Annotated in this window: 22 protein-coding genes and 5 pseudogenes; all 27 read left to right on the top strand. The window is 33.4% G+C overall.

Annotated elements, in window-relative coordinates; genetic code table 11:
• Positions 1–25 precede the first annotated feature (25 nt).
• The 27 genes and pseudogenes from BQ7400_RS04710 (at position 26) to BQ7400_RS04570 (ending at position 25,665) form a co-directional block, all read left to right on the top strand.
• Positions 26–1,378 (top strand): MATE family efflux transporter, encoded by a 1,353-nt coding sequence (locus BQ7400_RS04710; protein WP_019125103.1) that lies wholly within the window; start codon positions 26–28, stop codon positions 1,376–1,378.
• 311 nt (positions 1,379–1,689) lie between these two features.
• Positions 1,690–2,105, top strand: a pseudogene (locus BQ7400_RS04705) (sigma-70 family RNA polymerase sigma factor).
• A gap of 442 nt (positions 2,106–2,547) precedes the next feature.
• Positions 2,548–3,321: a replication initiator protein A gene (locus tag BQ7400_RS04695; RefSeq protein WP_072469679.1), complete on the top strand. Its 774-nt coding sequence runs from the start codon at positions 2,548–2,550 to the stop codon at positions 3,319–3,321.
• Positions 3,318–4,145 (top strand): ATP-binding protein, encoded by an 828-nt coding sequence (locus BQ7400_RS04690; protein ID WP_072469678.1) that lies wholly within the window; start codon positions 3,318–3,320, stop codon positions 4,143–4,145. The genes BQ7400_RS04695 and BQ7400_RS04690 overlap by 4 nt, the downstream gene beginning before the upstream one ends.
• On the top strand, positions 4,138–4,623 hold the full coding sequence (locus tag BQ7400_RS04685; protein ID WP_000606597.1) for a PcfB family protein: 486 nt from the start codon (positions 4,138–4,140) through the stop codon (positions 4,621–4,623). Before BQ7400_RS04690 ends, BQ7400_RS04685 begins: the two co-directional genes overlap by 8 nt.
• The gene (locus BQ7400_RS04680) at positions 4,620–5,354 is read left to right on the top strand and encodes a phage antirepressor Ant (RefSeq protein ID WP_000625112.1); all 735 of its coding nucleotides are present in this window, start codon (positions 4,620–4,622) and stop codon (positions 5,352–5,354) included. Before BQ7400_RS04685 ends, BQ7400_RS04680 begins: the two co-directional genes overlap by 4 nt.
• Positions 5,347–5,685 (top strand): annotated as a pseudogene (locus tag BQ7400_RS04675) (VirD4-like conjugal transfer protein, CD1115 family); the annotation flags it as partial. The gene BQ7400_RS04680 and the pseudogene BQ7400_RS04675, both read left to right, overlap by 8 nt.
• 60 nt (positions 5,686–5,745) lie before the next feature.
• Positions 5,746–7,584, top strand: coding sequence for a recombinase family protein (locus BQ7400_RS04670; protein WP_019134463.1), 1,839 nt, complete (start codon positions 5,746–5,748; stop codon positions 7,582–7,584).
• A gap of 80 nt (positions 7,585–7,664) precedes the next feature.
• Entirely contained in the window at positions 7,665–7,856 is a 192-nt protein-coding gene (locus tag BQ7400_RS04665; RefSeq protein ID WP_070607654.1) for a transposon-encoded TnpW family protein, read from the top strand.
• Positions 7,857–7,945: 89 nt separating this feature from the next.
• A complete protein-coding gene (locus BQ7400_RS04660; protein WP_072469677.1) occupies positions 7,946–9,424 on the top strand; it encodes an Lsa family ABC-F type ribosomal protection protein in 1,479 nt (492 codons plus the stop codon).
• Positions 9,425–9,531: 107 nt separating this feature from the next.
• Positions 9,532–9,852 (top strand): DUF3847 domain-containing protein, encoded by a 321-nt coding sequence (locus BQ7400_RS04655; RefSeq protein ID WP_019134460.1) that lies wholly within the window; start codon positions 9,532–9,534, stop codon positions 9,850–9,852.
• 241 nt (positions 9,853–10,093) lie between these two features.
• Positions 10,094–11,554, top strand: a complete 1,461-nt coding sequence (gene mobQ, locus BQ7400_RS04645) for a MobQ family relaxase (RefSeq protein ID WP_072469675.1) — start codon at positions 10,094–10,096, stop codon at positions 11,552–11,554.
• Positions 11,555–11,635: 81 nt separating this feature from the next.
• Positions 11,636–12,439, top strand: coding sequence for a class I SAM-dependent methyltransferase (locus BQ7400_RS04640; protein ID WP_070607958.1), 804 nt, complete (start codon positions 11,636–11,638; stop codon positions 12,437–12,439).
• Positions 12,440–12,577: 138 nt separating this feature from the next.
• A pseudogene (locus tag BQ7400_RS04635) lies at positions 12,578–12,817 on the top strand (type IV secretory system conjugative DNA transfer family protein); the annotation flags it as partial.
• A 54-nt stretch (positions 12,818–12,871) separates the two neighbouring features.
• Positions 12,872–14,542: a recombinase family protein gene (locus tag BQ7400_RS04630; RefSeq protein ID WP_072469674.1), complete on the top strand. Its 1,671-nt coding sequence runs from the start codon at positions 12,872–12,874 to the stop codon at positions 14,540–14,542.
• Between the two features lie 68 nt (positions 14,543–14,610).
• Positions 14,611–15,363 (top strand): alpha/beta fold hydrolase, encoded by a 753-nt coding sequence (locus BQ7400_RS04625; protein WP_018370703.1) that lies wholly within the window; start codon positions 14,611–14,613, stop codon positions 15,361–15,363.
• A 131-nt stretch (positions 15,364–15,494) separates the two neighbouring features.
• Positions 15,495–15,815 (top strand): DUF3847 domain-containing protein, encoded by a 321-nt coding sequence (locus tag BQ7400_RS04620; RefSeq protein WP_072469673.1) that lies wholly within the window; start codon positions 15,495–15,497, stop codon positions 15,813–15,815.
• Positions 15,816–16,057: 242 nt separating this feature from the next.
• Complete coding sequence (gene mobQ, locus BQ7400_RS04615; RefSeq protein ID WP_072469672.1) at positions 16,058–17,518, top strand: MobQ family relaxase; 1,461 nt, start codon at positions 16,058–16,060, stop codon at positions 17,516–17,518.
• Between the two features lie 71 nt (positions 17,519–17,589).
• A complete protein-coding gene (locus tag BQ7400_RS04610) occupies positions 17,590–18,408 on the top strand; it encodes a class I SAM-dependent methyltransferase (protein WP_219306810.1) in 819 nt (272 codons plus the stop codon).
• 108 nt (positions 18,409–18,516) lie between these two features.
• Positions 18,517–18,681, top strand: a complete 165-nt coding sequence (locus BQ7400_RS04605) for a transposon-encoded TnpW family protein (RefSeq protein WP_004831908.1) — start codon at positions 18,517–18,519, stop codon at positions 18,679–18,681.
• A 41-nt stretch (positions 18,682–18,722) separates the two neighbouring features.
• A pseudogene (locus tag BQ7400_RS04600) lies at positions 18,723–19,217 on the top strand (type IV secretory system conjugative DNA transfer family protein); the annotation flags it as partial.
• 39 nt (positions 19,218–19,256) lie between these two features.
• A pseudogene (locus BQ7400_RS04595) lies at positions 19,257–21,046 on the top strand (DUF4368 domain-containing protein).
• Between the two features lie 200 nt (positions 21,047–21,246).
• Positions 21,247–21,957: a lantibiotic protection ABC transporter ATP-binding protein gene (locus tag BQ7400_RS04590; protein WP_072469671.1), complete on the top strand. Its 711-nt coding sequence runs from the start codon at positions 21,247–21,249 to the stop codon at positions 21,955–21,957.
• On the top strand, positions 21,950–22,699 hold the full coding sequence (locus BQ7400_RS04585; protein ID WP_072469670.1) for a lantibiotic immunity ABC transporter MutE/EpiE family permease subunit: 750 nt from the start codon (positions 21,950–21,952) through the stop codon (positions 22,697–22,699). The genes BQ7400_RS04590 and BQ7400_RS04585 overlap by 8 nt, the downstream gene beginning before the upstream one ends.
• 5 nt (positions 22,700–22,704) lie before the next feature.
• Positions 22,705–23,445: a lantibiotic immunity ABC transporter MutG family permease subunit gene (locus tag BQ7400_RS04580; RefSeq protein WP_072469669.1), complete on the top strand. Its 741-nt coding sequence runs from the start codon at positions 22,705–22,707 to the stop codon at positions 23,443–23,445.
• Between the two features lie 124 nt (positions 23,446–23,569).
• Positions 23,570–24,232 carry a response regulator transcription factor gene (locus BQ7400_RS04575; RefSeq protein ID WP_040397490.1) on the top strand — a complete coding sequence of 221 codons (663 nt, stop codon included), beginning with the start codon at positions 23,570–23,572 and terminating at the stop codon, positions 24,230–24,232.
• The gene (locus BQ7400_RS04570) at positions 24,223–25,665 is read left to right on the top strand and encodes a sensor histidine kinase (protein WP_072469668.1); all 1,443 of its coding nucleotides are present in this window, start codon (positions 24,223–24,225) and stop codon (positions 25,663–25,665) included. The genes BQ7400_RS04575 and BQ7400_RS04570 overlap by 10 nt, the downstream gene beginning before the upstream one ends.
• Positions 25,666–25,680 lie beyond the last annotated feature (15 nt).

Here is a 25,680-nt window from a genome sequence, read left to right as displayed (position 1 = left end):
AATTGGTCTAAGAGAGGAGAAGGCAATGAAACAAGATATGAAAGAACAATTATTAACAAAAAGACCGATAGATTTACTCTTTCAGTTATCTATTCCGGCAGTTATCGGAATGATTGTTATCGGTCTGTATCCGTTAATGGACGGAATATTTGCAGGGAAAATTATAGGACAGACAGCAATGACTGCCTGTGGTGTCGCAATGCCACTTACCTTTTTCAACAGCGGTGTTTCAACTTTACTTGGTGTAGGTTCTGCATCTGTACTTTCAAGAGCAATCGGTAAAGGGGATCAAAAAACTGTAGATAAAATTATGGGTAACCTAATCTATTGGGTGATTTTCTTCTCTGTAATTATTACAGTTGGAGGAATACTTCTTGCTCCGCATTTTTTAGATATGGTCGGTGCAACGGGTGAAATCAAAGCCTATGGTATTAGATACCTTAGAGTAATTTTTATAGGTTCTCTATTTGTAAACTTCACACAGTCCGCAAACATGGTTATGCGTGGCGAAGGACTGATGAAAAAAGCTATGACGATTATGGGACTTGGAGCATTACTGAATATCATTCTTGATCCGATTTTAATGACAGTTATGGGTGAATATGCGATTGAAGGTGCTGCCCTTGCAACCATCACAGCACAATTTGTTCAGGCAGTGGCAACACTACATTATTTCTTGAAAAAGAGTAAAGTTGTTAAAATCCATAAGATAAAGTCTGATGCGGGAATTAAAAAAGAAATGTTTTCTGTCGGTTCATCCGCTATGATGATGCAGCTTTTGTTTATGATTCAACAGACTATGCTCTATAAAATGGCATTTAAGTATGGCGGAGATACCAATGGAATTTTGATGGCGGCATCACTTCGTGTATATGCCTTTTCATTTATTCCTCTTTGGGGAATGAGTCAAGGCTTACAACCTGTTGTTGGAACAAACTTTGGAGCAAAGCAGTATGACAGAGTAAGACAGGCTATGAAGGTCTTTTCTATTGGCGGTTTAGTTCTTGCAGCAATCTTTTGGATTCCGTCTTTATTGCTTTCAAGTCAAATACTATCTTTATTCGGTGTAGAAGCAAACATCATTGCACAGGGTGTTGGAAACTTTAGATTGTTCTATTCCGTATTTATTTTGTATGGAGTAATGGTTATGACTGTTACTTTCTTCCAATCAATCGGAAACGGAAAGAAAGCTGGGATAATCGTAATGCTTAGACAACTGTTTTTGTTTGTTCCTGCCATGATTTTATTGCCAATGATATTTGGAGTAAAAGCTGTTTGGTTTACACAGCCACTTGTTGATTTCATTATGATTGTTGTTGGCGTTTTCATGATGATTGGGGAACTGAATAAAATGGGGAAAGAAAAAGTTCAAGCGTAAAATTTCTTATTAGGTGTTTAGAATTTGAAACATTAGAAGGACTTAATTTATGGAAAATAGTTAGCTATAAAATGGAGGGATAGAAATGGAAAAGTCTATATATTTATTTGAAAGAATAAACCACAATAAAAATAGTCCTTTTTCCTATAAGCTTTATAGCTGTTTGTCTTTCCATATGCTCGTCTAAACAATTAAATATAATTAAAGGAAGAACAAGTTTCTTTCGTTTTAGAGGACTTCTTATGCCAAGGTGCAGGAGTCCTCCTTTTTTTGTTTTAAAACGCAGACAAAAAGAAATGGAGGAAGCATATATGCCAAAAAAATATTACCTTTATATCAACGGACAAAAGGTCAAAGTCAGTGAAGATATTTATAAAGTCTACTGGCGAGAAAGAGAACACGAAAAGTATTTGGAGCAGGTGGAAAGAAAAAACCACTTGCTCTTTTTTCATCATTGGATCATGACGGACATTTTGTAGATAATATTGTTGATGAAAGTGTTGATGTAGAAAAGATTGTTGAAACACAGATGATGATTGAAGCAGTCAGAAATACAATTTCAAGACTCAATGCAGAAGAAAGGGGCATCATTGAGCGTTTGTACTTTCAGGATGAAATTCTTTCGAGTATTACAAGAATAAAGAAAGTGAGTTATCAAGCTATACAATGGCGTAAGAATAATATATTGAAAAAACTGAAGTTGTTATTAGAAGATTTTTTAAGATAATCGACTTGTAGATAAGGGCAGATTTTCCATTATAAAGTAAAGGTGATATAGGGCTATTTTTCTTTGCTTATTAATAGTATATTATGTAATGAGAGAAGGAATTTATATCATAGATATATTCCCACATACGAGGCTTTTGAAAAATCTCAAATTTTATCCATACAGACCACTCAAGCCATGTGGAAGCTATAGCGTTGATACAAAAGATATAAATTTAGAAATCCTGCATTTTAAGCAGTTTTATAAGCATTTTGTCTTTGATAAAGATGAAGAAGGATACGTCAAAAAGACTCAAAAAAACTACATGGACGTAAGAGTAGTTTTGCAACTGGTATGAGGAGACACAAAGAAAAATATAATAAGAAAAAACCCATTTTATACTTTCTACAAGAGTAGCTTAAATAAGGCTGCTCTTTTTTTATTTCGAAGAAAGGAGGCAGGGATGAATTTTGATTATTTTTATAATAGGCAATCTGAGATGTATAACTTCATTAGGTTACCTATGGTATTAATGGAAGATGAAATTTTTGAGAGTATTTCTATTGAAGCTAAAGTTTTGTATTCATATATGCTTAATCGAATGGGTCTTTCATATAGAAATGGTTGGATAGATGAAGATGGAAAAGTCTTTATTTATTACACAATTGAAAGTATAAAAGATCAATTTAATTGTGCAAGTGAAAAAGCAAATAAATTAATAGCCGAACTTGATATTAAGTCAGGAATAGGACTGATTGAAAAGAAAAGGCAAGGACTTGGAAAGCCTAACAGAATTTATGTTAAAGACTTTATGAGCATATTTAATAATATGGAATTAAAAAATCAAGAAGTTCGAAAAACAAAATTCCAGAAGTTCGATAATCGAAATTCAAGAGATTCGAATATCGAAAGTCAAGATTTTCGAAAATCGGAAGGTAACTATAACAATATTAGTAATAATGAGTTAAGAAAGAATAATTTTAGTAAAGGGCAAAAGCCTTATGGAATATATAAAAATATATTTTTGACTGATGAAGAATACAAGGACTTAACAAATGAGTTAGGAAGTAGAATTAGTGACTACATTGATAGGTTGTCGTCATATATGAAAGCAAATAACAGAGAGTATCAAGATCACAAGGCAACGATAATCAATTGGTATCTTAATGATCAGGCAAAAAACATTAATGATAATACAACAAGGAAAATGAATTACGATATAGGAGAGAGTTTATGAAGAACTTAAAAGATTTTGTATTAAGAGAAAATGATGTTGAAAGAAATGGACATATCTATTGCAAGCTATGTGGTAAAAGAGTCGATGGAGAATTACTTGACCTTGGATTTACAAAGTTTATTCCCAGAATTAAATGTGAATGTGAAATAAAAAGAGATAAGGAAAATGAAGAAAGAGAAAGACTGATGAAAATATCATCGCTAAAAAGAGATTGTTTCTCATCGCCACTCCAACACCAATATAATTTTGAGAGATTCTTAAATGAAAAAGGTCAAGCTTACAAGGTTGCTTACAATTATGCTAAAAGTTTTGAACAAATGAAGGAAGACAATGTTGGACTTTTATTTCATGGAGATGTTGGCAGTGGAAAGACTTATCTTGCTTGTTCTATTGCAAATGAATTAATTGAAAGAGAACAAGTTAAAGTTAAGATTATGAATTTATCTCAGGTTATAAATCAAATACAAAAATCAGCATTTAAGCTAGATTCAAATGAAATTATAGATAACCTATCAAACATTCCGTTGTTAATTTTAGATGATCTTGGAATTGAAAGGGATACATCTTATGCAAGAGAACAAGTATATAACATTATAAACTCAAGATACTTAAAAGGTAGGCCGACAATTTTTACTACAAACTTATCATTGGAAATTATTCAAAATCCTAATATTGAACTTGAGTATCAGAGGATATATTCAAGAATACTTGAAATGACAATACCAGTTAAAGTTACGGGAGAAGATTTTAGAAGAAAAATCCATCAAGAGAAGTTAAGAAAATACAAAGAGTTACTTTTATATGGAGGTGGAATAGATGATTAATGAAGAAGTATCTAGGTCGAGTCTTAACCTTGAAGTAAGGCTTGCAAAAGCAACAAGTAAAGCAATTCTTGATGCCTTAAAGAAAGTTCACAAGCAAATAGAAGATCAAGGAGGCTTGAAAAATGTAATAAAAAATAATGGAGAAGAAGTAAAACTAAAAGATATGGTTAAAAAGGGACAGTTAGAAGAAATTAATCTAAAAGATCCTGAGTTAAAAGAATTAAAGAAAATTTTAAACAAACACGGAGTGAAGTTTTCTGTTATGAAAGATAAGGAAACTGGTAACCACTCTGTGTTTTTTCAATCTAAGGATATAAAAGTAATGGAACACGCCTTTAAAAAAGCAGTTAAGGCTTCTGAAAAAAAGGCCGATAGAAAAGATTCAATAACGAAGACTATAAATAAGTTTAAAGATATGGCTAAGGACACCATTAGTAAAGATAAAGTTAAAAATAAACATAAGGAGCAAAGCTTATGATAAGTAATCTAAAAACATTTGAAAATAAGAATTTTGGGAAACTCACTGTTATTGAAAAAGATGGTGAGTTTTTCTTTATAGCAAATGAAGTAGCAACTATGCTAGGATATGTCAATCCCAGAAAAGCTATTTATGACCATGTAGACGAAGAAGATAAGGGTGTAACGAAATGGAACACCCCTGGAGGAATACAGAATATTTCAATAATTAACGAATCAGGATTGTATTCACTTATCCTCTCATCAAAACTACCACAAGCAAAAATATTCAAAGCTTGGGTAACTAGAGAAGTCTTACCAAGTATTAGAAAAAACGGAGGATATATAGTAGGGCAAGAAAAGAAAACTAATGAAGATCTACTTGCAGATGCAATTCTTGTAGCCAATAGAATTATTGCTGAAAGAGAAGAAGAAATTGAAGAATTAAGACCAAAGGCAGATTATTATGACAAATTAGTAGATTATAACCTACTTACAAACTTTAGAAATACTGCCAAAGAGTTAGGAATACCACAAAATCAATTTATAAGTTTTCTAATGGATAAGGGATTAATTTACAGAGATAAGAAAAAGAAACTCTTACCTTATGCAGATAAGAACAAGGGATATTTTGAAGTAAAAGAATGGATTGATCCACTAGGTACACTTGTAGGAATACAAACATTAATAACACCAAAGGGAAGACACTACCTACTAATTTTATTAGATAGTGAAGGTTTCTACGATGAATAAGGTATTAGAAGCCATTCTTTCTGATATTAAAAACCTAATTAAAATAGACAACCCAAAGAAATTTATATTATCAAACATTCCCTATCTATCATTCTTCTACATTGGAAATATCTTTTCTAAGCACATCAATTCTTATGTAGGAGGAGATATTATTGATAGATTAATGGTGGGAATTTCTGATATAGGAACTTTATCTTATATACCAAGCCTTAATCCAAGGGACTTGTTAGTAGGTATTTCAGTTGCTGGTCTTGTTAAGTTAATTGTTTACAGCAAAGGTAAAAACAAAAAGAAATATAGGCAAGGTAAGGAATATGGATCTGCAAGATGGGTTGCATAATATTAACTGAACAGGAGTGATATATAGACACGAGAAAAGGAGGATAATGCCATGATAGAATATCACAATAAAATTACAGCACTATACTCCCGCCTTTCAGTTGGTGATGAAGATAGAGACGGTGGCGAGAGTAATAGTATTGTAAATCAAAAAGCCTTTTTAGAAAGGTATGCAAGAGATAAAAAGCTGATAAACATTCGCCACTATATCGATGATGACGAAAGCGGTAGGTTCTTTGACCGTTCAGCCTATACACAGATGATAAACGATGTAGAACAAGGCAAAATCGGTATTGTCATCATGAAAGATATGACAAGATGGGGAAGAGATTATCTTCAAGTCGGAAACGCTATGGAGATATTTCGAAGAAACAATGTACGCTTTATCGCCATCAACAACGGTATAGATAGCATAGACCAAAATACATTGGAATTTGCTCCCTTTATCAACATCATGTCAGAGTGGTATGCAAGAGACATCAGCAAGAAAGTAAAGACAGGAATTAAGACCAAAGGAGCAGACGGAAAGCCTGTCGCAACAGAAGCCCCATACGGCTATATAAAAGACCCTGAGAACAAAGATTATTGGATCGTCGATAAAGAAGCTGCCGAAGTTGTAAAACTCATTTTTAGGCTATTTATGGAGGGGAAAAACAGAAATCAGATAGCTGTTTACCTGAAAGAAAAAGAAATACTAACTCCAACCTTTTATATGAAACAGCAAAACAGAGGAACAGCAAAAAACAAACCACTAAATGAAGAAAACAGATATAACTGGAACAAAGCAACTCTAACACGCATACTGAAAAGACAAGAGTATTGTGGTGATGTAGTCAATTTTAAGACCGAAAAGCATTACAGAGATAAGAGAAACCATTATGTAGATAAAAGCAAATGGCAAATAACAGAAAATGTGCATGAGCCAATAATAGATAGAACTACCTTTGAAAATGTAGAGCGTATGTTAAAAAATGCACCTGTAAAAAGACCAAACGGAGATGGAGAAATTCACGCACTTTCAGGCTTGATGTACTGTAAAGATTGCGGAACAAAAATGCACATTCGCACCATACACAAAAATGGAAGAGTACAGCATGTAACCTATTGCAGTGAATATGCCAAAGGGAAAGCAAAGCACCCCAAATGCAACTCCCCACACCGCATTGATGTTGATGAGGTTATGGAAAATATCGCAGAAGTCTTGCGAAAGATAGCACAGTATTCTTTGGAAAACAAAGCAGAATTTGAGAAACTTGTAAAAGGGAGTCTGTATAAAGAACAGACCGAAGAATTCAAGAAAAATCAAAAGCGTATGCCACAAATCACAGATCGAATGGAACAGATAGAAAGAGTGATGAATAAACTCTATGAAGATAATGCACTTGGAAATATGGATACAGAACGCTATGAACAGTTATCAAGAAAGTATGCAGAAGAATACTACACCTTAAAAGCAGAAAAAGAAGAAATCAAAGAACGCTTATCCGAATGTGAAAATGCAAACCAAAGAGCAAAGAAATTTATCAGACTTGCAGAAAGCTATTCCAACTTTGAAGAACTTACCCCTACCATTATCAATGAGTTTATCAGTAAAATCGTAGTGCATGAAAGAGATGTAAAAAGAGCAAAATATGTAGTTCAACGAATAGAGGTTTATTTTAACTATATCGGAAAATTTGAAAATGAACTTACAAAACAGATAGAGCCGACAGAACAAGAAATGCTACAGATGAGGGAAGAAATAGAAGAAGCAAAGAAAGAAAAATCACGAGCTTATCATAGGGCATATTCTAAAGCATACAGAGCCAAAAATCTTGAAAAGTGCCGAGAGTATGAGAAATTAAAAGCAAGAGAATACAGAGCAAAAAAGAAGTTACAGGCAACAACTTAAAACTAAATATCAACCAATCGCAAAATAGATTTCCTAATTACAGGAAATCTTTTTTTGTGCAAGTCGAAAGGAGGAACTAAATGGCAGAAAATACGAACACTCAAGTAAACGAAACACACGAAGAAGAACAAGAAGAATCCCAAAAGCCTGACGGCATTCTTACAAAAAAGATAAATGGAAAGACTTTTGTAACAGAGATATATTTTGACAAAAAGAGCAAGGAAACATTTCAAGATAAGCTGTTTAAGGTAATACACTCAAAGGATAAATAGTAGCTAGTAAGTGAGAAATCTGGCAGTAGAAAAAATGCCTAAAAAATGATATAATGATAAATAAAATAGGCTTGTGAGGGGGTGTTTTTATGTCGCTAATTAAAATTGAAAACCTCACTTTCTCATATTATGGATATGTAAAACCTATATTTGATAATGTATCATTTTCATTTGATACGAACTGGAAAACAGGGCTAATAGGAAGAAACGGAATTGGAAAATCAACTTTATTCAAGCTACTTCTAAACCAAGAAGTTTACAAAGGAAAAATTAGTAAAAGTGTTGACTTTATTAAGTTTCCACCCAATATAAGTGATACCTCAAAATTGGGAATTGAGTTATATAAAGAACTAATATCAGATGAGGAAGAATGGAAATTATTTAAAGAACTTAACTTACTAAATGTAGATGAAAATCTCCTTTATAGAAAGTTTGAAACACTCTCTAAAGGAGAGCAAACAAAAATCCTTTTATCTATTTTATTTACAAAGGAAGATGGATTTTTACTTATTGACGAACCAACAAACCATTTAGATATGAACGGAAGAAAAGCTGTAAGTGAATATCTGAAAAGTAAAAAGGGATTTTTGCTTATATCTCATGATAGGGATTTTTTAGATGGTTGTATCAATCATGTTATTTCTATTAACCGAAATTCTATTGATGTCCAATCAGGAAATTTTACATCATGGTATGAAAATAAAGTGATGAAAGACCAGTTTGAAATCAGTCAAAATGAGAAATTAAGAAAAGATATTAAACGATTAAAAGAAGCAGCAAGACAAAGTCAAATTTGGTCTGATAAAATTGAAAATACTAAAAATGGTGTAAAAGTATCAGGCGTAAAACCTGACAAAGGTCATATAGGTCATCAGTCAGCCAAGATGATGAAGAAGTCAAAGAATTTAGAAAATAGACAAAACAAGGCAATAGAAGAAAAACAGAGTTTACTAAAAGATATTGAAACAAAAGAAAATCTATTATTACATCCATTACGCCATCATAAAAATTCTCTAATATCGGTTAGCAATTTATCATCAATCTATGGAGAAAGACAGATATTAAGTAATGTAAGTTTCGAGATAAAACAAGGTGATATAGTGGCTATATATGGTCAAAATGGTAGTGGAAAATCAACCTTGATTAAAATTTTGTTAGGGTTACATCATGAGTATATTGGTGAAATAAAATCAGCAAGTGATTTGGAAATATCGTATATCCCTCAAGATACATCTAATTTGACAGGAAGCCTAAATGAGTATATTCATAAGCAAGGTGTTGATGAAACATTGTGCAAAACAATTCTTAGGAAATTAGATTTTGCAAGAGAATTATTTGAAATGGATATGAAAAACTATAGTGATGGACAAAAAAAGAAAGTTTTAATTGCTGTAAGTTTGTCAATGCCAGCTCATATATTTGTTTGGGATGAACCAATGAATTATATAGATGTAATATCAAGAATACAGATTGAGGAAATTATAAAAGAAGCAAAGCCTACACTCATATTTGTGGAACACGATAAGAGATTTGTGGAAGATATAGCCAATAAAATCATACAATTATAAATGAAATAAAAAATCAAAGTTTAGAAAAAAACTAACACAGAAACAGTAAATCAAAAAAGGTTTACTGTTTTTCTTTACTCAAAATTAGAAAGGGAGGAAATGAGAAAATGAAGAACATAGAAGAAAAAATCTTAATGGCAGATGAAGAAATCAAGCAGTTACAAAACAAAAGAAAAAAGCTCATCAGTCAGCAGAAACAGGAAGAAAGAAAAAAGAGAGATAAAAGGATATATGAAAAAGGAGCAGTCTTTGAAAGTATCTTTACCGAAAGTAAAAATTTAACCAAAGATGAATTTTATCAGTTAATCACATCTCTAATTCGTAAAGAAGAAGCCAATATCAAAATACTAAAAATTATAGAAAGCAGAGAAGAAACAGAAAATCAAAATATAGAAAACCAAGAGGACGAAACGGACATCGAAGAATAGTCCCTTGTTTACAAGGGCGCACATATACACCTTAACAGGTGCGTGCGTTCTCCGAAGGCTCTTAGCAGAGGGCATATCAGCTAACGCTGATACAGGGGAACTACATTCCCCTACGGAAATAAATTTCCTACCCCTTGTGTACTTCCCAAAAGAAATCGGATATAAAGCTATCCGATTTTTTTAGGAAGTCTTATCTATCGCCACATCAACGTATCAGAAAAACGAAAGGAGGTTTTTGACTATGGCGATATATCATCTTTGCATAAAGATTATTTCAAGAGGCAAAGGCAAAAGTGCAGTAGCAGCTTCCGCCTATCGAAGTGGCGAAAAGATAAAAAACGAATATGACGGCATAGTCCATGACTTTACAAGAAAAGGTGGAATAGCCCATACAGAAATTCTTTTACCACAAAATGCACCACAGGAATTTTCAGATAGAGGAACATTATGGAACAGTGTTGAAAAAATAGAAAAGAGTAAAAATTCTCAACTTGCAAGAGAAATTGAAATTGCATTGCCTAAAGAATTAGACAGGGAAAAACAGATTGAACTTGTAAGGAACTATGTGAAAGAAAATTTTGTAGATGTCGGTATGTGTGCAGATATTGCCTTACATGATAAAAATGACGGAAACCCACATTGTCATATCCTACTAACCATGCGACCACTAAATGAAGATAAAACATGGGGAGCAAAATCAAAAAAGGAATATGTCCTTGATAAAAATGGCGAAAAAGTAAAACTAAAAAATGGTAATTACAAAACAAGAAAAATAAATACAACCGATTGGAACGAGCAAGACAAAGCGGAAGAGTGGAGAAAAGCATGGGCAGACATTACAAACAAATATCTTGAAGAAAATAGTATACAGGACAAAGTAGATCACCGTTCTTATCAAAGACAGGGTATAGAGCAAATCCCAACCATTCATTTAGGAGTATCAGCAACACAAATGGAGAAGAAAGGCATAGCCACAGACAGAGGAAATATCAACAGAGAAATCAAACATCAAAATTCGATTTTAAGAGAAATCTCAAGAAGAATAAAGGCATTACTAAATTGGATAAGAGGAATTGGAAAAGAAGAAAAAACAGAAAAAGAAAATACAAAATCCACCCTCCCACCCAAAGAGAACCTGTTATTCATCTTTGAAAAGCTTATTCGTAAAAATGCAGATAACAACAATGCAGACTTGGAAAAATATATTGAGAGTTGTCAATTACTAAAAGAGAAAAACATCAATTCATTATCTGAACTAAAAGAAAGCATTACTAATTTACGAGATAAGAATTACAAGACCACAAGAGCCTTAAAAGATACTGAGAAAAAGATTGATGAAAAAACACAACTCATCGACCAATCAGAAAAATATTTGAAGTATAAGGACACCTACAAAGCCTATACCAAGACAAAGAAAAGCAAACAGGAAGATTTTTATAACGAGCATACAGCAGAACTTATTTTATTTGAAAGTGCAAAGAAACATCTGAAAGAGCATTTAGGAGAAAGTAAGACCTTAGCCATCAGCAAATGGAAATCAGAACTTGCTACTTTGAAGAAAGAGAAAAAGAGCCTATATAATCAAATATTAGAGATACGAGAAGAAGTAGAACAGGCAGAAAAATTTAAGGTTTGTATAGAGCAATTACAGGTACAAGAAAAGCAACTATCACAGGCAAAGCAGAACGAGTTAGACCTATAAAACTAAGTGGGAAAGTGGTATAATGAAAATAATTAGTTTCACATAACTTGCAAAATAAAATGAGAAAGGAGGGACATGGAGATGAACAAAAATGAGTTGCTTAGTGGTGTTGCAGATACTCTATATATTCCTCTTATAGCAAGAGTTTATGCGTCTGAAAAATTTCCTGATTTTTTTTATGATGAAAAAGCATTATCCTTAAAACAACATATACCCACAAACAGTATAGAAAGTAATACTACTGAATATTTTTATATGGCAAGTGTTTGCAGACAACAAACGATGGACAAAAAAATTATTAGTTTCATCGAAAAAAACAATGAATGTAATATTGTCTTTTTAGGTGCAGGATTGGAAACAGCATATAATCGCATAAAAAATGTTAAAGTTAATTTCTATCAAATCGATTTGCCGGATGTCATAATACTAAGAAAAAAAGTATTAGGAAATGCCGATAATGAAAGATTGATAGCAGGGGATATGTTTACTCTTGATTGGATAAAAGAAATAGATACTTCTTTGCCGACAATGATTGTAGTTGCAGGAGTATATCAATATTTTGATAAAGAAAAAATTGTAGATATGATTAAGGGCATGAAATCATTGATTCCTAACGGAGAATTGATATTTGACGCAACAAATTCCAAGGGATTAGAGCTTGCAAATAAATATGTAAAACAAACGGGAAATGAAGACGCACAAATGTATTTTAGCGTAGATGACCCAAAAGAATTTGCAAGCTGCACGAATACAGGGTTAGTAGAAGTTACAGGCTTTTTTGATGGAGCATTAAAGCATTGTAAGAGATTGAAATTAAAAACAAGAATATATATGTATTTTGCGGATAAGTTAAACAGAACAAAAATTATACATTTGAGTTTCTAACCCAATATCTAACTAATAAATTTTAATAAAGCTAACAGCAAAACAGTAAATCAAAAAAGGTTTACTGTTTTTTTCTTGTCTAAAAGTTAAAATTCTTTATAGAAAAAGCGTCCATAAATATAAAAAGATACTTGACAAAACGCTTCCTGGGGAGAAAGTAAGGATATTGCTCCATACATTGATCCTAAGTTTGAAAACAATGTTCTAATAACTAATACCGAAAGACTAACAATGAACTCAAGACCCAGAAATCCTAAATATGCTAGAAATAAAAATGTATTAGTAATAGGTGGTTCTGGATCAGGTAAAACAAGATTTTATGTAAAGCCAAATCTAATGCAAATGCACTCTTCCTATGTAGTAACAGATCCTAAAGGATTAACCTCTTAGGGACAGAGAAAATAATAAAAACTTGGAAAGGAGGTAATTCTCATGTCAAATACGAAAAGAACAGGACAAACGGCACTTTATGAGCGTTTAAGTCGTGATGATGAAATGCAAGGAGAAAGCAATTCCATCACCAATCAAAAACAGCTGCTTGAAAGCTATGCGAAAAGAAACGGTTTTGTAAATATCTATCACTATACCGATGATGGAGTAAGCGGAACGACCTTTGATAGAGAGGGATTTCAAAAGATGATAAAAGCAGTAGAAGAAAACAAAGTATCTACTGTGATAGTAAAAGATATGAGCAGGTTTGGCAGAGATTACCTCAAAGTAGGTTTTTATACCGAAATACTTTTCAAAGAAAAGGGAGTAAGATTTATTGCCATCAATAACGGAATAGATAGCGAAAAACAAGCAGAAAGCGACTTTACCCCATTTCTAAATATTATGAATGAATGGTATGCAAGAGATACCTCAAGAAAAATACAATCCATCTTTAGAGCAAGAATGGAAGAGGGTAAAAGAGTATCACCCAGCGTTCCATACGGCTATTATAGAAACCCTAAGAACAAACAGGAGCTACTTGTCGATAAAGAGAGTTCAAAGGTCGTAAAACGCATTTATAGGCTTGTAATAGAGGGATATGGAGTAACTCAGATAGCAGATATACTAACCAAAGATAAAGTCCTTATTCCATCAGCCTATGCAGAAATACACTATCCTGAAAATAACCACAGCTCCAAGAAAAGAGGAATAGAAGACCCATATTTTTGGACACCAACCACAGTAAGCTATATCTTAGAAAAGCAAGAATATATGGGACATACTGTATTGGGAAAGACAATTAGTGTAGACTACAAAACCAAGAAACGCAGAAAGGCGAAAGCAGATGAACTCATTATCTTCAAAAACACCCATGAAGCGATTATTGACGAAGAAACATGGAATAATGCTCAAAGGTTAAGAAAAACAGTAAGAAGAAGCCCAAAGTATGGTACAACCTCCCACCCATTTACAGGACTTTTAATCTGTTCTGATTGTGGAGGAAAGTTAAGTTACAGAGAGCCGGCAGAACATAAAGAAAAGAAATACGATTGTGATTATTGTTTTGTGTGCCAACATTACAGACACAGAAAAGGCACTTGCAGTATGCACTACATCAAAGTAAAGACAGTGAATGAAATTCTCTTGAAATCAATTAAAGAAATCACAGACTTTGCCAAAGAAGATAAACAAGAATTTCTAAAAGTGATGAACAAATTGTCCGATGAAAAAAGAGAAGAAAAGTATCAAGGGGATAAAGAAAAGTTAGAGAAACTGTCATCAAGAAATGCAGAATTAACAACCCTTATTACAAAGCTATATGAAGACCACGCACTTGGAAAAATTCCTGTAAAACACTTTGATAGATTATTTAATACCTATGATACGGAGCAACAAGACTTAGAAAATCAAATACAGTATTTTGAAGATGAAATAGAAAGTTATCATCAGAGAAAAGTTGATACTGATAAATTCTTAAAGATGATAGAAAAATATACCGATATTGAAGAACTGACAGTACCAATGATAAATGAGTATATAGAAAAAGTTGTAGTCCATGAAGCCACAGGGGGAAGAAAAGGAAAAGATAGAAAACAACAAGTTGATGTGTATTTTAACTTTATAGGCAACTGTCAAGTACCACAAAAAGCCGATATAGAAAAAATGGCTTAAAAATGGTATAATATTGTTAATTATTTAGAGAGAAAAATTAGAATTTGTACACAGGATGGATTAGACTAATGAATATACATGAATTTGGAAAAGGTAATGAACAAGCAATTCTGCTGATACATCCTTCTGTTGTAAGATGGGATTATTTTGAACATTTAATTCCGCTTCTCAAAAACAAATATCATCTGATTATTCCGGCTCTTCCCGGATATGATTCTGAGGATGAAAGTGACTTTACAAGCATTGAGAAGATCGCTGCCGAATTGAATGAGTGGCTTCAGGCTGAAGAGATTGCCGAATTGTATGCAGTATATGGGTGCTCGATGGGCGGCTCCGTTGCTTTAATGGTAACGCTTGGACAACTTATTCCAATCAGACACTGCATTATGGACGGAGGCATTACACCATATCAGCTACCATGGCTTGTCACACGCTTTATCGCCTTGAGAGACTATCTCATGGTGATGCTGGGCAGGACAGGTGGAGTGCGCTTGCTTGAGAAGGCTTTTGCTACCGATGAATATTCGAAGGAAGATCTTCAATATGTTGCAGATGTTTTGAAGTGCTCCAGTAGAAAAACGTTATGGAGAACTTTTGACTCATGCAACAACTATAAGATTCCACAGCCCATTCCGAAGGTCGATACGCAAATGCATTACTGGTATGCCGATGGCGAAGAAAAGGAGCGAAAACTTGATATCGCCTACATGAATCAGCATTTTCCGCAAACAGAATTCAAGGTTTTGCCTAAACTGGGGCATGCAGGTCTTGTTTTATTGAAACCGGATTTATTTGTGACAATGATAAACGAATTGTTTTGAGACAGACAAATTCCAGTTTGTCGAAATGAAATAATTAAATAGAAACAATAGTATAGCAGCTTACGAAACAGTAAATCAAATCGGTTTACTGTTTTTTCTTTGCTCAAAACATAAAGAAAGGAAAACAGAAGATGAAAAACATAGACGAAAAAATTTTAATGGCAGAAGAAGAAATCAAGCAGTTACAAAACAAAAGAAAAAAACTCATCAGTCAGCAGAAACAGGAAGAACGAAAGAAAAGAGATAAAAGGCTTTATGAAAAAGGAGCAGTTTTTGAAAGTATCTTTAACGAAAGCAAGGATTTTACCAAAGATGAATTTTATCAGCTAATTACATTCCCAAATATCAAAGAAGCAGTCAATCAAAAAATCCTAAAAATTATTGAGAAGCGAGAACAAAGCGAAAACAAAATTACAGAAATACAAGAGGAAGTAATGGAAACAGAGGAATAGTCCCTTGTTTACAAGGGCGCACATATACACCTTAACAGGTGCGTGCGTTCTCCGAAGGCTCTTAGCAGAGGGCATATCAGCTAACGCTGATACAGGGGAGCTACACTCCCCTACGGAAATACATTTCCTACCCCTTGTGTACTTCCCAAAAGAAATCGGATAAAAAGCTATCCGATTTTTTTAGGAAGTCTTATCTATCGCCACCATAACCATACCGAAAAATGGAAAGGAGGTTTTTTCTTATGGCGATATATCATCTTTGCATAAAGATTATTTCAAGAGGCAAAGGCAAAAGTGCAGTAGCAGCTTCCGCCTATCGAAGCGGCGAAAAGATAAAAAACGAATATGACGGTATAGTCCATGACTTTACAAGAAAAGGTGGAATAGCCCATACAGAAATTCTTTTACCACAAAATGCACCACAGGAATTTGTAAACCGTTCTATCTTATGGAACAGTGTTGAGAAAATAGAAAAGAGTAAAAATTCCCAACTTGCAAGAGAAATTGAAGTTGCTTTGCCTAAAGAATTAGACAGAGAAAAACAAATAAATCTTGTACGAGAATATGTAAAAGAGAATTTTGTAAAAGTAGGTATGTGTGCTGATATTGCTCTACATGATAAAAATGATGGAAACCCACATTGCCATATCTTACTTACTATGCGACCACTAAATGAAGATACAACATGGGGAGCAAAATCAAAAAAGGAATATATCCTTGATGAAAATGGCGAAAAAGTAAAACTAAAAAATGGTAATTACAAAACAAGAAAGATCAATACAACAGATTGGAATGAGCAAGACAAAGCAGAAGAATGGCGAAAAGCATGGGCAGACATTACAAATAAATATCTTGAAGAAAATAGCATACAGGATAAGGTGGATCACCGCTCTTATCAAAGACAAGGTATAGAACAAATACCGACCATTCATTTAGGAGTATCATCAACCCAAATGGAGAAGAGAGGCATAGCTACAGACAGAGGAAATATCAATAGAGAAATCAAACATCAAAATATGATTTTAAGAGAAATTTCAAGAAGAATAAAAGCATTGCTAAATTGGATAAGAGGAATAGGAAAAGAAGAAAAAAGAGAACATGAAAATACAAAGTCAACCCTCCCACCCAAAGAAAATCTGCTATCAGTTTTGGAAAATCTTATCCGTAAAAATACAGATAAGAATAATACAGACTTAGAAAAATATATTGGAAGTTATCAGCTACTCAAAGAGAAAAACATTACAAGTATCAATCAATTAAAAGAGAGCATTACAAACTTACGAGATAAGAACTATAAGACCACAAGAGCCTTAAAAGATACCGAGAAGAAGATTGATGAAAAAACACAACTCATAGACCAGTCAGAAAAATATTTGAAGTACAAGGATACCTACAAAGCCTATATCAAGACAAAGAAAAGCAAACAGGAAGATTTTTATAACGAGCATACGGCAGAACTCATTTTATTTGAAAGTGCCAAGAAACATCTGAAAGAGCATTTAGGAGAAAGTAAGACCTTAGCCATCAGTAAATGGAAATCAGAAGTTAGCACTTTGAAGAAAGAGAAAAAGAGCCTATATAGTCAAATATTAGAAATACGAGAAGAAGTTGAACAAGCAGAAAAAGTTAAGACCTGTATAGAGCAATTAGAGGGACACGAAAAGCGACTATCACAGGTAAAGAGGAATGAGTTAGACCTATAAAACTAAGTAAAAAAAGTATATAATATTAACTAGTGAAGACAAAAAATAAAATTTGAAGGAGGCGTTTACATTTGGGGAAAATAGAAATGCAAGAGAAAATAAAACCTGTTTTGAACGGCACTGCAGAAACCATGCTTCAAAGTTTTTATGCACGTGCAGAGTATTCACAGAGAAAGAAGCATAAATTCTATGATGCAAAAGCAGTAGAACTTGTAAATAAGATTGATTATGACTTTTCAACTGCATCAAAAGATCGCACCATGAGTAGTGGTGTAATCGCACGTACACTCGTCTTTGACGAACTGGTCAAAGAATTTATTGGGCGAAACCCGACTGCTACAATAGTGAACATTGCCTGTGGACTGGACACAAGATTTTATCGTGTGGATAATGGTACTATCACTTGGTATAATCTGGATCTGCCTGAAGTTATAAAACTCAGAGATCAGATTTTTTTAGAAAGCGGGAGGGTTTCATCTATCAGTGCGTCTGCTTTGGATCCAAATTGGTTCAAGGAAGTAAAAAACAGAGAGAATGTACTTTTTATTATAGAAGGACTGTCAATGTATCTCACTACCGAAGAAAATGCCAAGATACTTTCTATCATTCATAAAAACTTTGACACCGCTACGGTCATAATGGAATGTATTGCAAAGATGTGGGTAAAACGAGAAGGGGTTGAAAAATCCATTCAGCAAACCGGAGCCAGATTCGTTTTCGGTGCAGACAGCTTTGATGATATAAAGAACATTGCTCAGGGGTTTCATAAGATTAAAGATGACAACATATTACGTGGTATGCGTGTTCTTATGCCTACATTAAAGCTAATCGACTGGCTTCCGATTGCGAGGAAGATTACGCAGAAGATTCTTGTTTTTAGTAAAGATTAAAGCAAACCACAGTTTGTATAACTAACAATTTAATAAAAACTAACACAGAACAGTAAATTGAAAAAGGTTTACTGTTTTTTCTTTGTCTAAAATCGGAAAGGAGGACTTATGAAAGAAGAAAAAAGAGAAATACAAGCACCACCCAATAAACAGTTAATAATGGATATTGGGAAGACAAAATATACTGTAAACCTACATTTCAAACAAGGTACAGGAGAAACATACAAGGATAAAATACTGAAGTTAATCAAGAGAGAAACAGAAAAGATATAAATTTGTCAAAGAAATTTTGTTTATGTCCTTGACAAATCTTCCCAAAAGGAACATTAGTCTTGGAATGCGGAAAAATGTTGGAAAGAAATGGATATGAGATAAAAATACTAAATACAATAAACTTTAAAAAATCCATGAGATATAATCCCTTTGCATACTTGAAAAGTGAAAAAGATATTTTGAAATTAGTACAAACAATAATTGCAAATACTAAGGGAGAAGGAGAAAAATCAACTGAGGATTTCTGGGTAAAAGCTGAAAAACTCTACTATACAGCCTTAATTGGATATATTTTTTATGAAGCTCCTAAAGAAGAACAGAACTTTACAACTCTACTTGCTATGATAGATGCAAGTGAGGTAAGAGAAGAAGATGAAAATTTTAAAAATGCAGTAGACTATATGTTTGAAGCATTAGAAAAAGAAAAGCCAAACCATTTCGCAGTAAAACAATATAAGAAATACAAACTTGCAGCAGGAGTAATAGAATTAAGGAGAACACTTAATCACTATTTTAGTGAAATATGTACTTCTTAATTCTTTTTTTATTGAAAAATTAAGAGAAAGGGGGTAAAAATGAGGAATTTTGAAAAGATAACAGCACTCTATGAGAGATTAAGTCGTGATGATGAACTGCAAGGAGAAAGTAACTCCATCATCAATCAGAAAAAAATACTGGAAGAATACGCAAGCAAAAATAACCTGTCAAACATCATTCACTTTACAGATGACGGAATCAGCGGAACGCAGTTTGACAGACCGGGATTTATGGCAATGATGAACGGAGTCAATCAAGGAAATATTGGTTGTATCATTGTAAAAGATATGAGCAGACTTGGCAGAGATTATCTCAAAGTCGGTCAATGTATGGAGATACTAAGACAAAAGGGCGTAAGACTAATCGCTATCAATGATAATGTAGATAGTTTTTACAGAGAAGATGATTTTACTCCCTTTAGAAATATCATGAATGAATGGTATGCAAGAGATACATCAAGAAAAATACAATCGACTTTCAGGTCAAAAGGCGAAAGTGGGAAACATACTGCAAGCACACCGCCTTATGGCTATATCAAAGATGAAAAAGATAAAAACAAATGGATAGTAGATGAAAAAGCAGCAGAGATAGTAAGGCGAATATTTAACCTGACCATGCAAGGCAATGGTCCGTATCGAATAGCAAAGATATTGGAGAGTGAAAAAGTAGATATACCCGCCTATCATCAACAGAAATTAGGCTATGGACTATATCAAAGCAAAAACTTTGAACATCCCTATCGTTGGTGCAGCTCAACAATAGCAAGCATTTTAAAGAAACAGGAATACTTGGGGCATACAGTCAATTTCAAAACAAGAAAGCACTTCAAGGACAAGAAAAGCAAATATGTATCCGAGGATAACTGGCTTATTTTTGAAAATACACACGAGCCAATCATAGACCAAGAAACCTTTGATAATGTGCAAAGGATAAGAGGAAATGTAAAAAGGTATCCTGACGGTTGGGGTGAATATCACCCACTAACAGGATTGATGTATTGTGCAGATTGTGGGAGCAAGATGTATGTTCATAGGACAAGCAATTATAAGAATATTCCCTATTACACTTGCAGTGCCTATACCAAAACACCTTGTGGCACACTTTGTCCATCAGCACACAGAATAAAAGCAGAAGCGGTCTTAAACCTTATTAGGGAAACACTAAAAGATATTAAAAAATACCTTAATGAAGATAATGAAGCCTTTATCCGTTCCATTCAAAATGAAATGGAAGAAAAGGAAAAAGTAGAGATAGAAAAACAAAGAGTAAGGCTAATTAATAATAAGTCGAGGATACAAGAGTTAGAAAGGCTTATGTGCCGTATTTACGAGGATATGATACTAGAAAAAATACCAAGCAGTAGATATGAGATACTTAATAGCCAATACGAAACAGAGCAAAGAGCTCTAAGTAAAGAGATTGGAGACTTAGAACTTGAAATATCAAGATATGAAAATGAAACAGATAGGGTAAGAAAATTCATGTCCCTTATTAGTCGTTATGAAAACTTTGATGATCTAACAAACACAATGATAAATGAGTTTGTAGAGAAGATAATCATTCATGAAAGGGATAGAAAAGGCAGTCAAACATCAAAGCAAAAGATAGAAATATATTTTAACTTCATCGGAAATTATGAAGTTCCAAAAGAAGAATTAAGCGAAGAAGAACGATCAAAACTTGAGGAAGAAGAACGAAAAATTAATGAGAGAAGGGACAGACTTCATCAAAATTATCTAAAGCGTAAAGCAAATGGAAAACAACAGGAGTATGAGGAAAGGTATAAGGCAAGACGAGAGCAGAAAAACAGGAGAATTTAAAGGTTTAGAAAAAAATAGGTATATTAGTCAGCTATTATGAGAAGATTAAAAGTGATACGTTTACTATATAGTTTATATGATGATTATATGTCGAAAAATAAAAGGCTCACTTACTACCTACTATGGAAATTCTTAAATCCTTATAATTTCCTTATTTTTTTCTCCTAAAATTACATACGTAAAGAAATGATAAGGAGGAAAATATACTATGGATGATTTTATATTACAAACTAGAAATCTATCAAAGCAGTTCGGGAAACAAAAAGCGGTGGACTGCGTTAATATCAATGTTCCAAGAGGAAAAATTTATGGATTATTGGGACCAAACGGAGCCGGAAAGTCTACTCTTCTCAAGATGATTTGCGGTATGATTACGCCTACATCTGGTGAAATCATATTCAATAATAATCCTTGGGATCGTTCAAATCTCTCTGAAATTGGTGCATTGATTGAAAATGCACCACTATATCCAAACTTAACTGCCTATGAAAATTGTCGTGTACGATCAATAGCTTTAGGGATTGAAGAAGAGCGAATTCAAGAAGTTTTACAAATTGTAGGTCTTACTAATACAGGTAAAAAACGTACTGGACAATTTTCAATGGGAATGAAGCAGAGATTAGGAATTGCTTTGGCTTTACTTAGTAATCCAAAACTTTTAATTCTAGATGAACCAACTAATGGTCTTGATCCCATTGCAATAAAGGAATTGAGAGAACTTATTAGAGGTTTTTCACAACAAGGAACTACTGTAATTCTGTCTTCTCATATTTTATCTGAAGTCGAACATATTGCAGATCATATTGGAATCATTGCATCAGGACATTTAGGTTATCAAGGTGCATTTGATTCAAAAATGGATTTGGAGCAACTTTTCATGAAAGTTGTTAGTAATCAGCAAGGAGGCTTCAATGAGTAATTCAAATATATTAATGGCCGAATTCTTGAAAACAAAAAGAACTGCAACGAGAAGAATTGCTATTGCTAGCCCTCTTTGCTTAGCACTAATGGCTATTGTTCAACAAGGTTATTTTTCCTTGAATTTATTCAACTGGTACTATGTAGTTTTTTTACCTGCTACATTCGCATTGATCAGTGCAACAGCTGTTAATATAGATAACGGAAAGCACGGACTTCGTGCAATCCGTTGTCTACCTGTTTCTCAAGGAAAAATATGGAGCTCTAAACTTTTGGTTGTATTAGGATATGCTCTTCTTTCCTGTTTTCTATTAAGTGTTGCTGTGGTTTGTATTCCATTTATTTTTAGTTTGTTTGGAATTAATCAAATTAAGCAATTAAGTATTGCTTCGATATTTTTAGGGATTATAGTCGTGTTTATTACAACCATGTGGCAAATCCCTTTTAGCTTTATACTTTCAAAAAAATTAGGGGTGATCTTTTCGGTATTGGTAAATTTAGCTATTTCTTTTTCAGGTGTGTTTTTAGCACTAAAACCATATTGGATGTTTTGCCCATGGGCATGGGTAAATCGTTCCATGATTTCTATTTTAGGGCTTTTACCTAATGGTTTGCCTGTTGAAGAAGATTTGATTTATACACAATCTTATGATGTTTTAATTGCAATTGTTGCATCTGTGGTACTAACGATGGTTTTGTCCATTGTTTCCACCACCCTTTATAAAAAATCAGAAGCGAGGTGATTTTGATGTTGAAATGTTTACATTCGCATATTTATAAAATAGTAAAAAGTCCGCTATTTTATATAACCATTCTTTGGCCAATTATTTGTGTAGGACTTTTTATCTCTTATTATTCCGTTTCTTCATGGAGTATTGAACAAAATATATCTGGATTTTTTCAAGCCTTATCCTTATTTATGGATTGCTTGGTTGTCATGTTGTGTACTGGTATTGTTCAGCAGGAACAACGTGCGGGTTCTTCTTTTAATATTTTATGTGTTGGAAAATCAAGAATTCAAATGCTAATATCACTTGTTATTTTATTGGTTATTATGACAGGTCTTAGTTTGATCATAGCTGTTGCTGGATTTGCTTTGCTATATGGAAAGATGCTTACCATATCCTACGTCTTGGCTACTATTCTTATGCTTATTCCACTTATTTGCCTAGTTTCTATCCATCTATTTATCGCTTTTAAATTTGGTACGTCATGGTCAATAGGTTCTGGAGTAATTTTTATTCTTGTTGGGGCTTTAGGATGTACTGGACTTTTGGATAAGTTTTGGTATTACCTTCCGCCAACATGGGCAGCTAGATTTTCATCTCTAATGATTCTAGATACTTTTCATACAGATTATATTCTTAAGATTGCAGCTGAGCTGAGATATGGTCTATTGATATGTATCATAGTAACCATTGCACTTGTTACTTTAATTCCTATATGGTTTAATAAATGGGATGGTAGAGCCGATAATAGTGATGAATAATATTAAATTATTTAAAAGTTCAAGATCTCCATATCATACTATGATTTTGAATGTTAAGAGTGCTCTAATAATATAAGTACTCTTTTTGGCTCAGACTAGATTTAATGAAAGGAGAGGTGAATATATGGGTCAAAACATACTTGTAGTTGATGACGATGAGCAAATTAGATCTGTTATTGAAACAAGTTTAAAGCGTGCTCAATTCTCTGTATATACTTGTGCCTCAGCAAAAGAAACTTTAAGTTTATCTCTCGATCAATTTGATTTGATGATTTTCGATGTGATGATGCCCGATATAGATGGCTTTGAACTTTGCAGAAATGTCCGTGAAAAAGTAGATTGTCCAATATTATTTCTTACAGCCAAATCCAAAGAAGCAGATGTCGCTGAGGGATTAGCGCTTGGCGGGGACGATTACATTCGCAAGCCTTTCACACCATTGGAATTAGTCAGTCGAGTAAAAGCACATCTAAGAAGGGAAGAGCGTGTTCATCATTCTTACCTATCTTTTGGAGATATTCGTTTTCTCTTGAATGCCAAAGAAATACAAATAAAGGGAGAAACTATCAAGTTCACAAAAATGGAATATGAAATTTGCGAACTCTTAGCTAGACATAAGGGACAAGTTTTTTCACGAGAACATATTCTCGAACAAGTCGGTGGATTTTGGACAGAATCTGAGTCTGCAGCTATAGTTGAACATATAAAAAATATCAGAAAAAAATTTTCAACTTATCAACTTGATCCAATTAAAACAATTTGGGGAGTCGGTTACAAATGGGAATAAAAAATATATATTCTAAGAAAAATACACTAAGGAAAATATTATCTATATATTCCTTAGTGTTCATAGGTATAATTTGTTTTCTTTTTCTTTTATTGGTTATCGGTTTCCACTATGGAGTTAGACATGATTTATATACTTTTGCCAACCACGAAGAAAAACAAGTTGAAATCTTAAGGGAAAAAATCATTTCTAGCCAAAATTTCAACTCAACTTGGGTACCTGATAATATTGGCTACATTCAGCTAAATAATGAAAATGAAGTTATTAATTCAAATATGAAGATAGAGGATCAAGAGAATGCTTTAGACTATTTAGATGGAAAACAAATCCCTTTTTCTAAAGGCTATTTTTCAAAGGTTGTATACAATAATAGAGTCTGCGTATTTAAATACAGGATAGGTGTGTTATATTCTTCAGATTGGGCAAATGCACATCTTCCAAGAGTAGAATCACTTTTTATTTTCATAATTGCTCTTACGCTTCTTATTCCAACCATGTGGTTTGCAAAGTCTGTTACCAGACATATTTATAAAGATGTATTACCGCTACAAAAAGCTCTTGTTTCCATAGGAAATGGAGATCTAAATATACCTGTCCCTTCCTCCCTATCAATATCAGAGTTTAGAGAGCTAGGGAACCTTATGGACCACATGCGTGTTGATCTAAAAGCAACATTAGAAGAACTTTGGAATAGTGAGCATAAAATAAGAGAACAAACAACCCAAATGCTACATGATTATCGTTCTCCGTTGACCGTTGCTCGTGCAAATGCTGAGTTTATGAAAGAAGATCTTAGTCAATTAACTCTATTCCTATCTGACGATGATAAAGAAAAAATGAATGAAAATCTATTGAAATATACCGAATCCATTATTTTTAATTTGAATCGATTGGAAGAGGTAGCAGATAGATTGCAACTACAACTTAGTAATGAAAATAACGACCAACTTGTCAAGGAACCATTGCCATTAGATAGTTTAAATCTCAAAATAAATCAAGAAGGACATATATTAAGTGAGCAATATGGGAATGAGTGGAAAAGCCAATTTCAAGATACAGATGATTATACAACCACAGAGGAAAGTGCAATTCATCAAGCCTTAACTAATATTATTCTTAATGCCTGTGAGCATGGTCATTCACCCCAATCAATTCATCTAACATTTATCGTTTCAAACGGGAAAGCCGAATACAAAATCACAAATTCTGGATCACATTTTTCAGATGCTGCCTTAGTCCACGCAACTGACAAAGGCTTTTCTGAAAAAAAGAATTACACACAAAATATAAAAGGTGTCGGATTGTATTTCACAGCAAGAGTAATACGAGAAAATGGTGGAGAACTATATCTATCTAACACTCCAGAGGGATATGCCTGTGTACAAGTTATAATTCCAGTAGTTAAAAAAGCTAAGGCTTCAAACTCAATATAAGCGATACATTTTCCT

The sequence above is a fragment of the Urinicoccus massiliensis genome (assembly GCF_900120405.1).
In the GTDB taxonomy this organism is placed as follows: domain Bacteria; phylum Bacillota; class Clostridia; order Tissierellales; family Peptoniphilaceae; genus Urinicoccus; species Urinicoccus massiliensis.
Note: the sequence above shows the minus strand (reverse complement) of the source record. Positions and strands in the feature narration are given on the sequence as shown.

What these genes read in the sequence shown, in the direction of transcription:
- BQ7400_RS04655 (WP_019134460.1), top strand. Translation starts at nt 9,532, where the DNA reads ATGAAGAACATAGAAGAAAAAATCTTAATGGCAGATGAAGAAATCAAG.
- BQ7400_RS04570 (WP_072469668.1), top strand. Translation starts at nt 24,223, where the DNA reads ATGGGAATAAAAAATATATATTCTAAGAAAAATACACTAAGGAAAATA.
- BQ7400_RS04580 (WP_072469669.1), top strand. Translation starts at nt 22,705, where the DNA reads ATGTTGAAATGTTTACATTCGCATATTTATAAAATAGTAAAAAGTCCG.
- BQ7400_RS04695 (WP_072469679.1), top strand. Translation starts at nt 2,548, where the DNA reads ATGAATTTTGATTATTTTTATAATAGGCAATCTGAGATGTATAACTTC.
- BQ7400_RS04640 (WP_070607958.1), top strand. Translation starts at nt 11,636, where the DNA reads ATGAACAAAAATGAGTTGCTTAGTGGTGTTGCAGATACTCTATATATT.
- BQ7400_RS04660 (WP_072469677.1), top strand. Translation starts at nt 7,946, where the DNA reads ATGTCGCTAATTAAAATTGAAAACCTCACTTTCTCATATTATGGATAT.
- BQ7400_RS04625 (WP_018370703.1), top strand. Translation starts at nt 14,611, where the DNA reads ATGAATATACATGAATTTGGAAAAGGTAATGAACAAGCAATTCTGCTG.
- BQ7400_RS04670 (WP_019134463.1), top strand. Translation starts at nt 5,746, where the DNA reads ATGATAGAATATCACAATAAAATTACAGCACTATACTCCCGCCTTTCA.
- BQ7400_RS04690 (WP_072469678.1), top strand. Translation starts at nt 3,318, where the DNA reads ATGAAGAACTTAAAAGATTTTGTATTAAGAGAAAATGATGTTGAAAGA.
- BQ7400_RS04585 (WP_072469670.1), top strand. Translation starts at nt 21,950, where the DNA reads ATGAGTAATTCAAATATATTAATGGCCGAATTCTTGAAAACAAAAAGA.
- BQ7400_RS04680 (WP_000625112.1), top strand. Translation starts at nt 4,620, where the DNA reads ATGATAAGTAATCTAAAAACATTTGAAAATAAGAATTTTGGGAAACTC.
- BQ7400_RS04605 (WP_004831908.1), top strand. Translation starts at nt 18,517, where the DNA reads ATGAAAGAAGAAAAAAGAGAAATACAAGCACCACCCAATAAACAGTTA.
- BQ7400_RS04665 (WP_070607654.1), top strand. Translation starts at nt 7,665, where the DNA reads ATGGCAGAAAATACGAACACTCAAGTAAACGAAACACACGAAGAAGAA.
- mobQ (WP_072469675.1), top strand. Translation starts at nt 10,094, where the DNA reads ATGGCGATATATCATCTTTGCATAAAGATTATTTCAAGAGGCAAAGGC.
- BQ7400_RS04710 (WP_019125103.1), top strand. Translation starts at nt 26, where the DNA reads ATGAAACAAGATATGAAAGAACAATTATTAACAAAAAGACCGATAGAT.
- BQ7400_RS04685 (WP_000606597.1), top strand. Translation starts at nt 4,138, where the DNA reads ATGATTAATGAAGAAGTATCTAGGTCGAGTCTTAACCTTGAAGTAAGG.
- mobQ (WP_072469672.1), top strand. Translation starts at nt 16,058, where the DNA reads ATGGCGATATATCATCTTTGCATAAAGATTATTTCAAGAGGCAAAGGC.
- BQ7400_RS04575 (WP_040397490.1), top strand. Translation starts at nt 23,570, where the DNA reads ATGGGTCAAAACATACTTGTAGTTGATGACGATGAGCAAATTAGATCT.
- BQ7400_RS04630 (WP_072469674.1), top strand. Translation starts at nt 12,872, where the DNA reads ATGTCAAATACGAAAAGAACAGGACAAACGGCACTTTATGAGCGTTTA.
- BQ7400_RS04590 (WP_072469671.1), top strand. Translation starts at nt 21,247, where the DNA reads ATGGATGATTTTATATTACAAACTAGAAATCTATCAAAGCAGTTCGGG.
- BQ7400_RS04620 (WP_072469673.1), top strand. Translation starts at nt 15,495, where the DNA reads ATGAAAAACATAGACGAAAAAATTTTAATGGCAGAAGAAGAAATCAAG.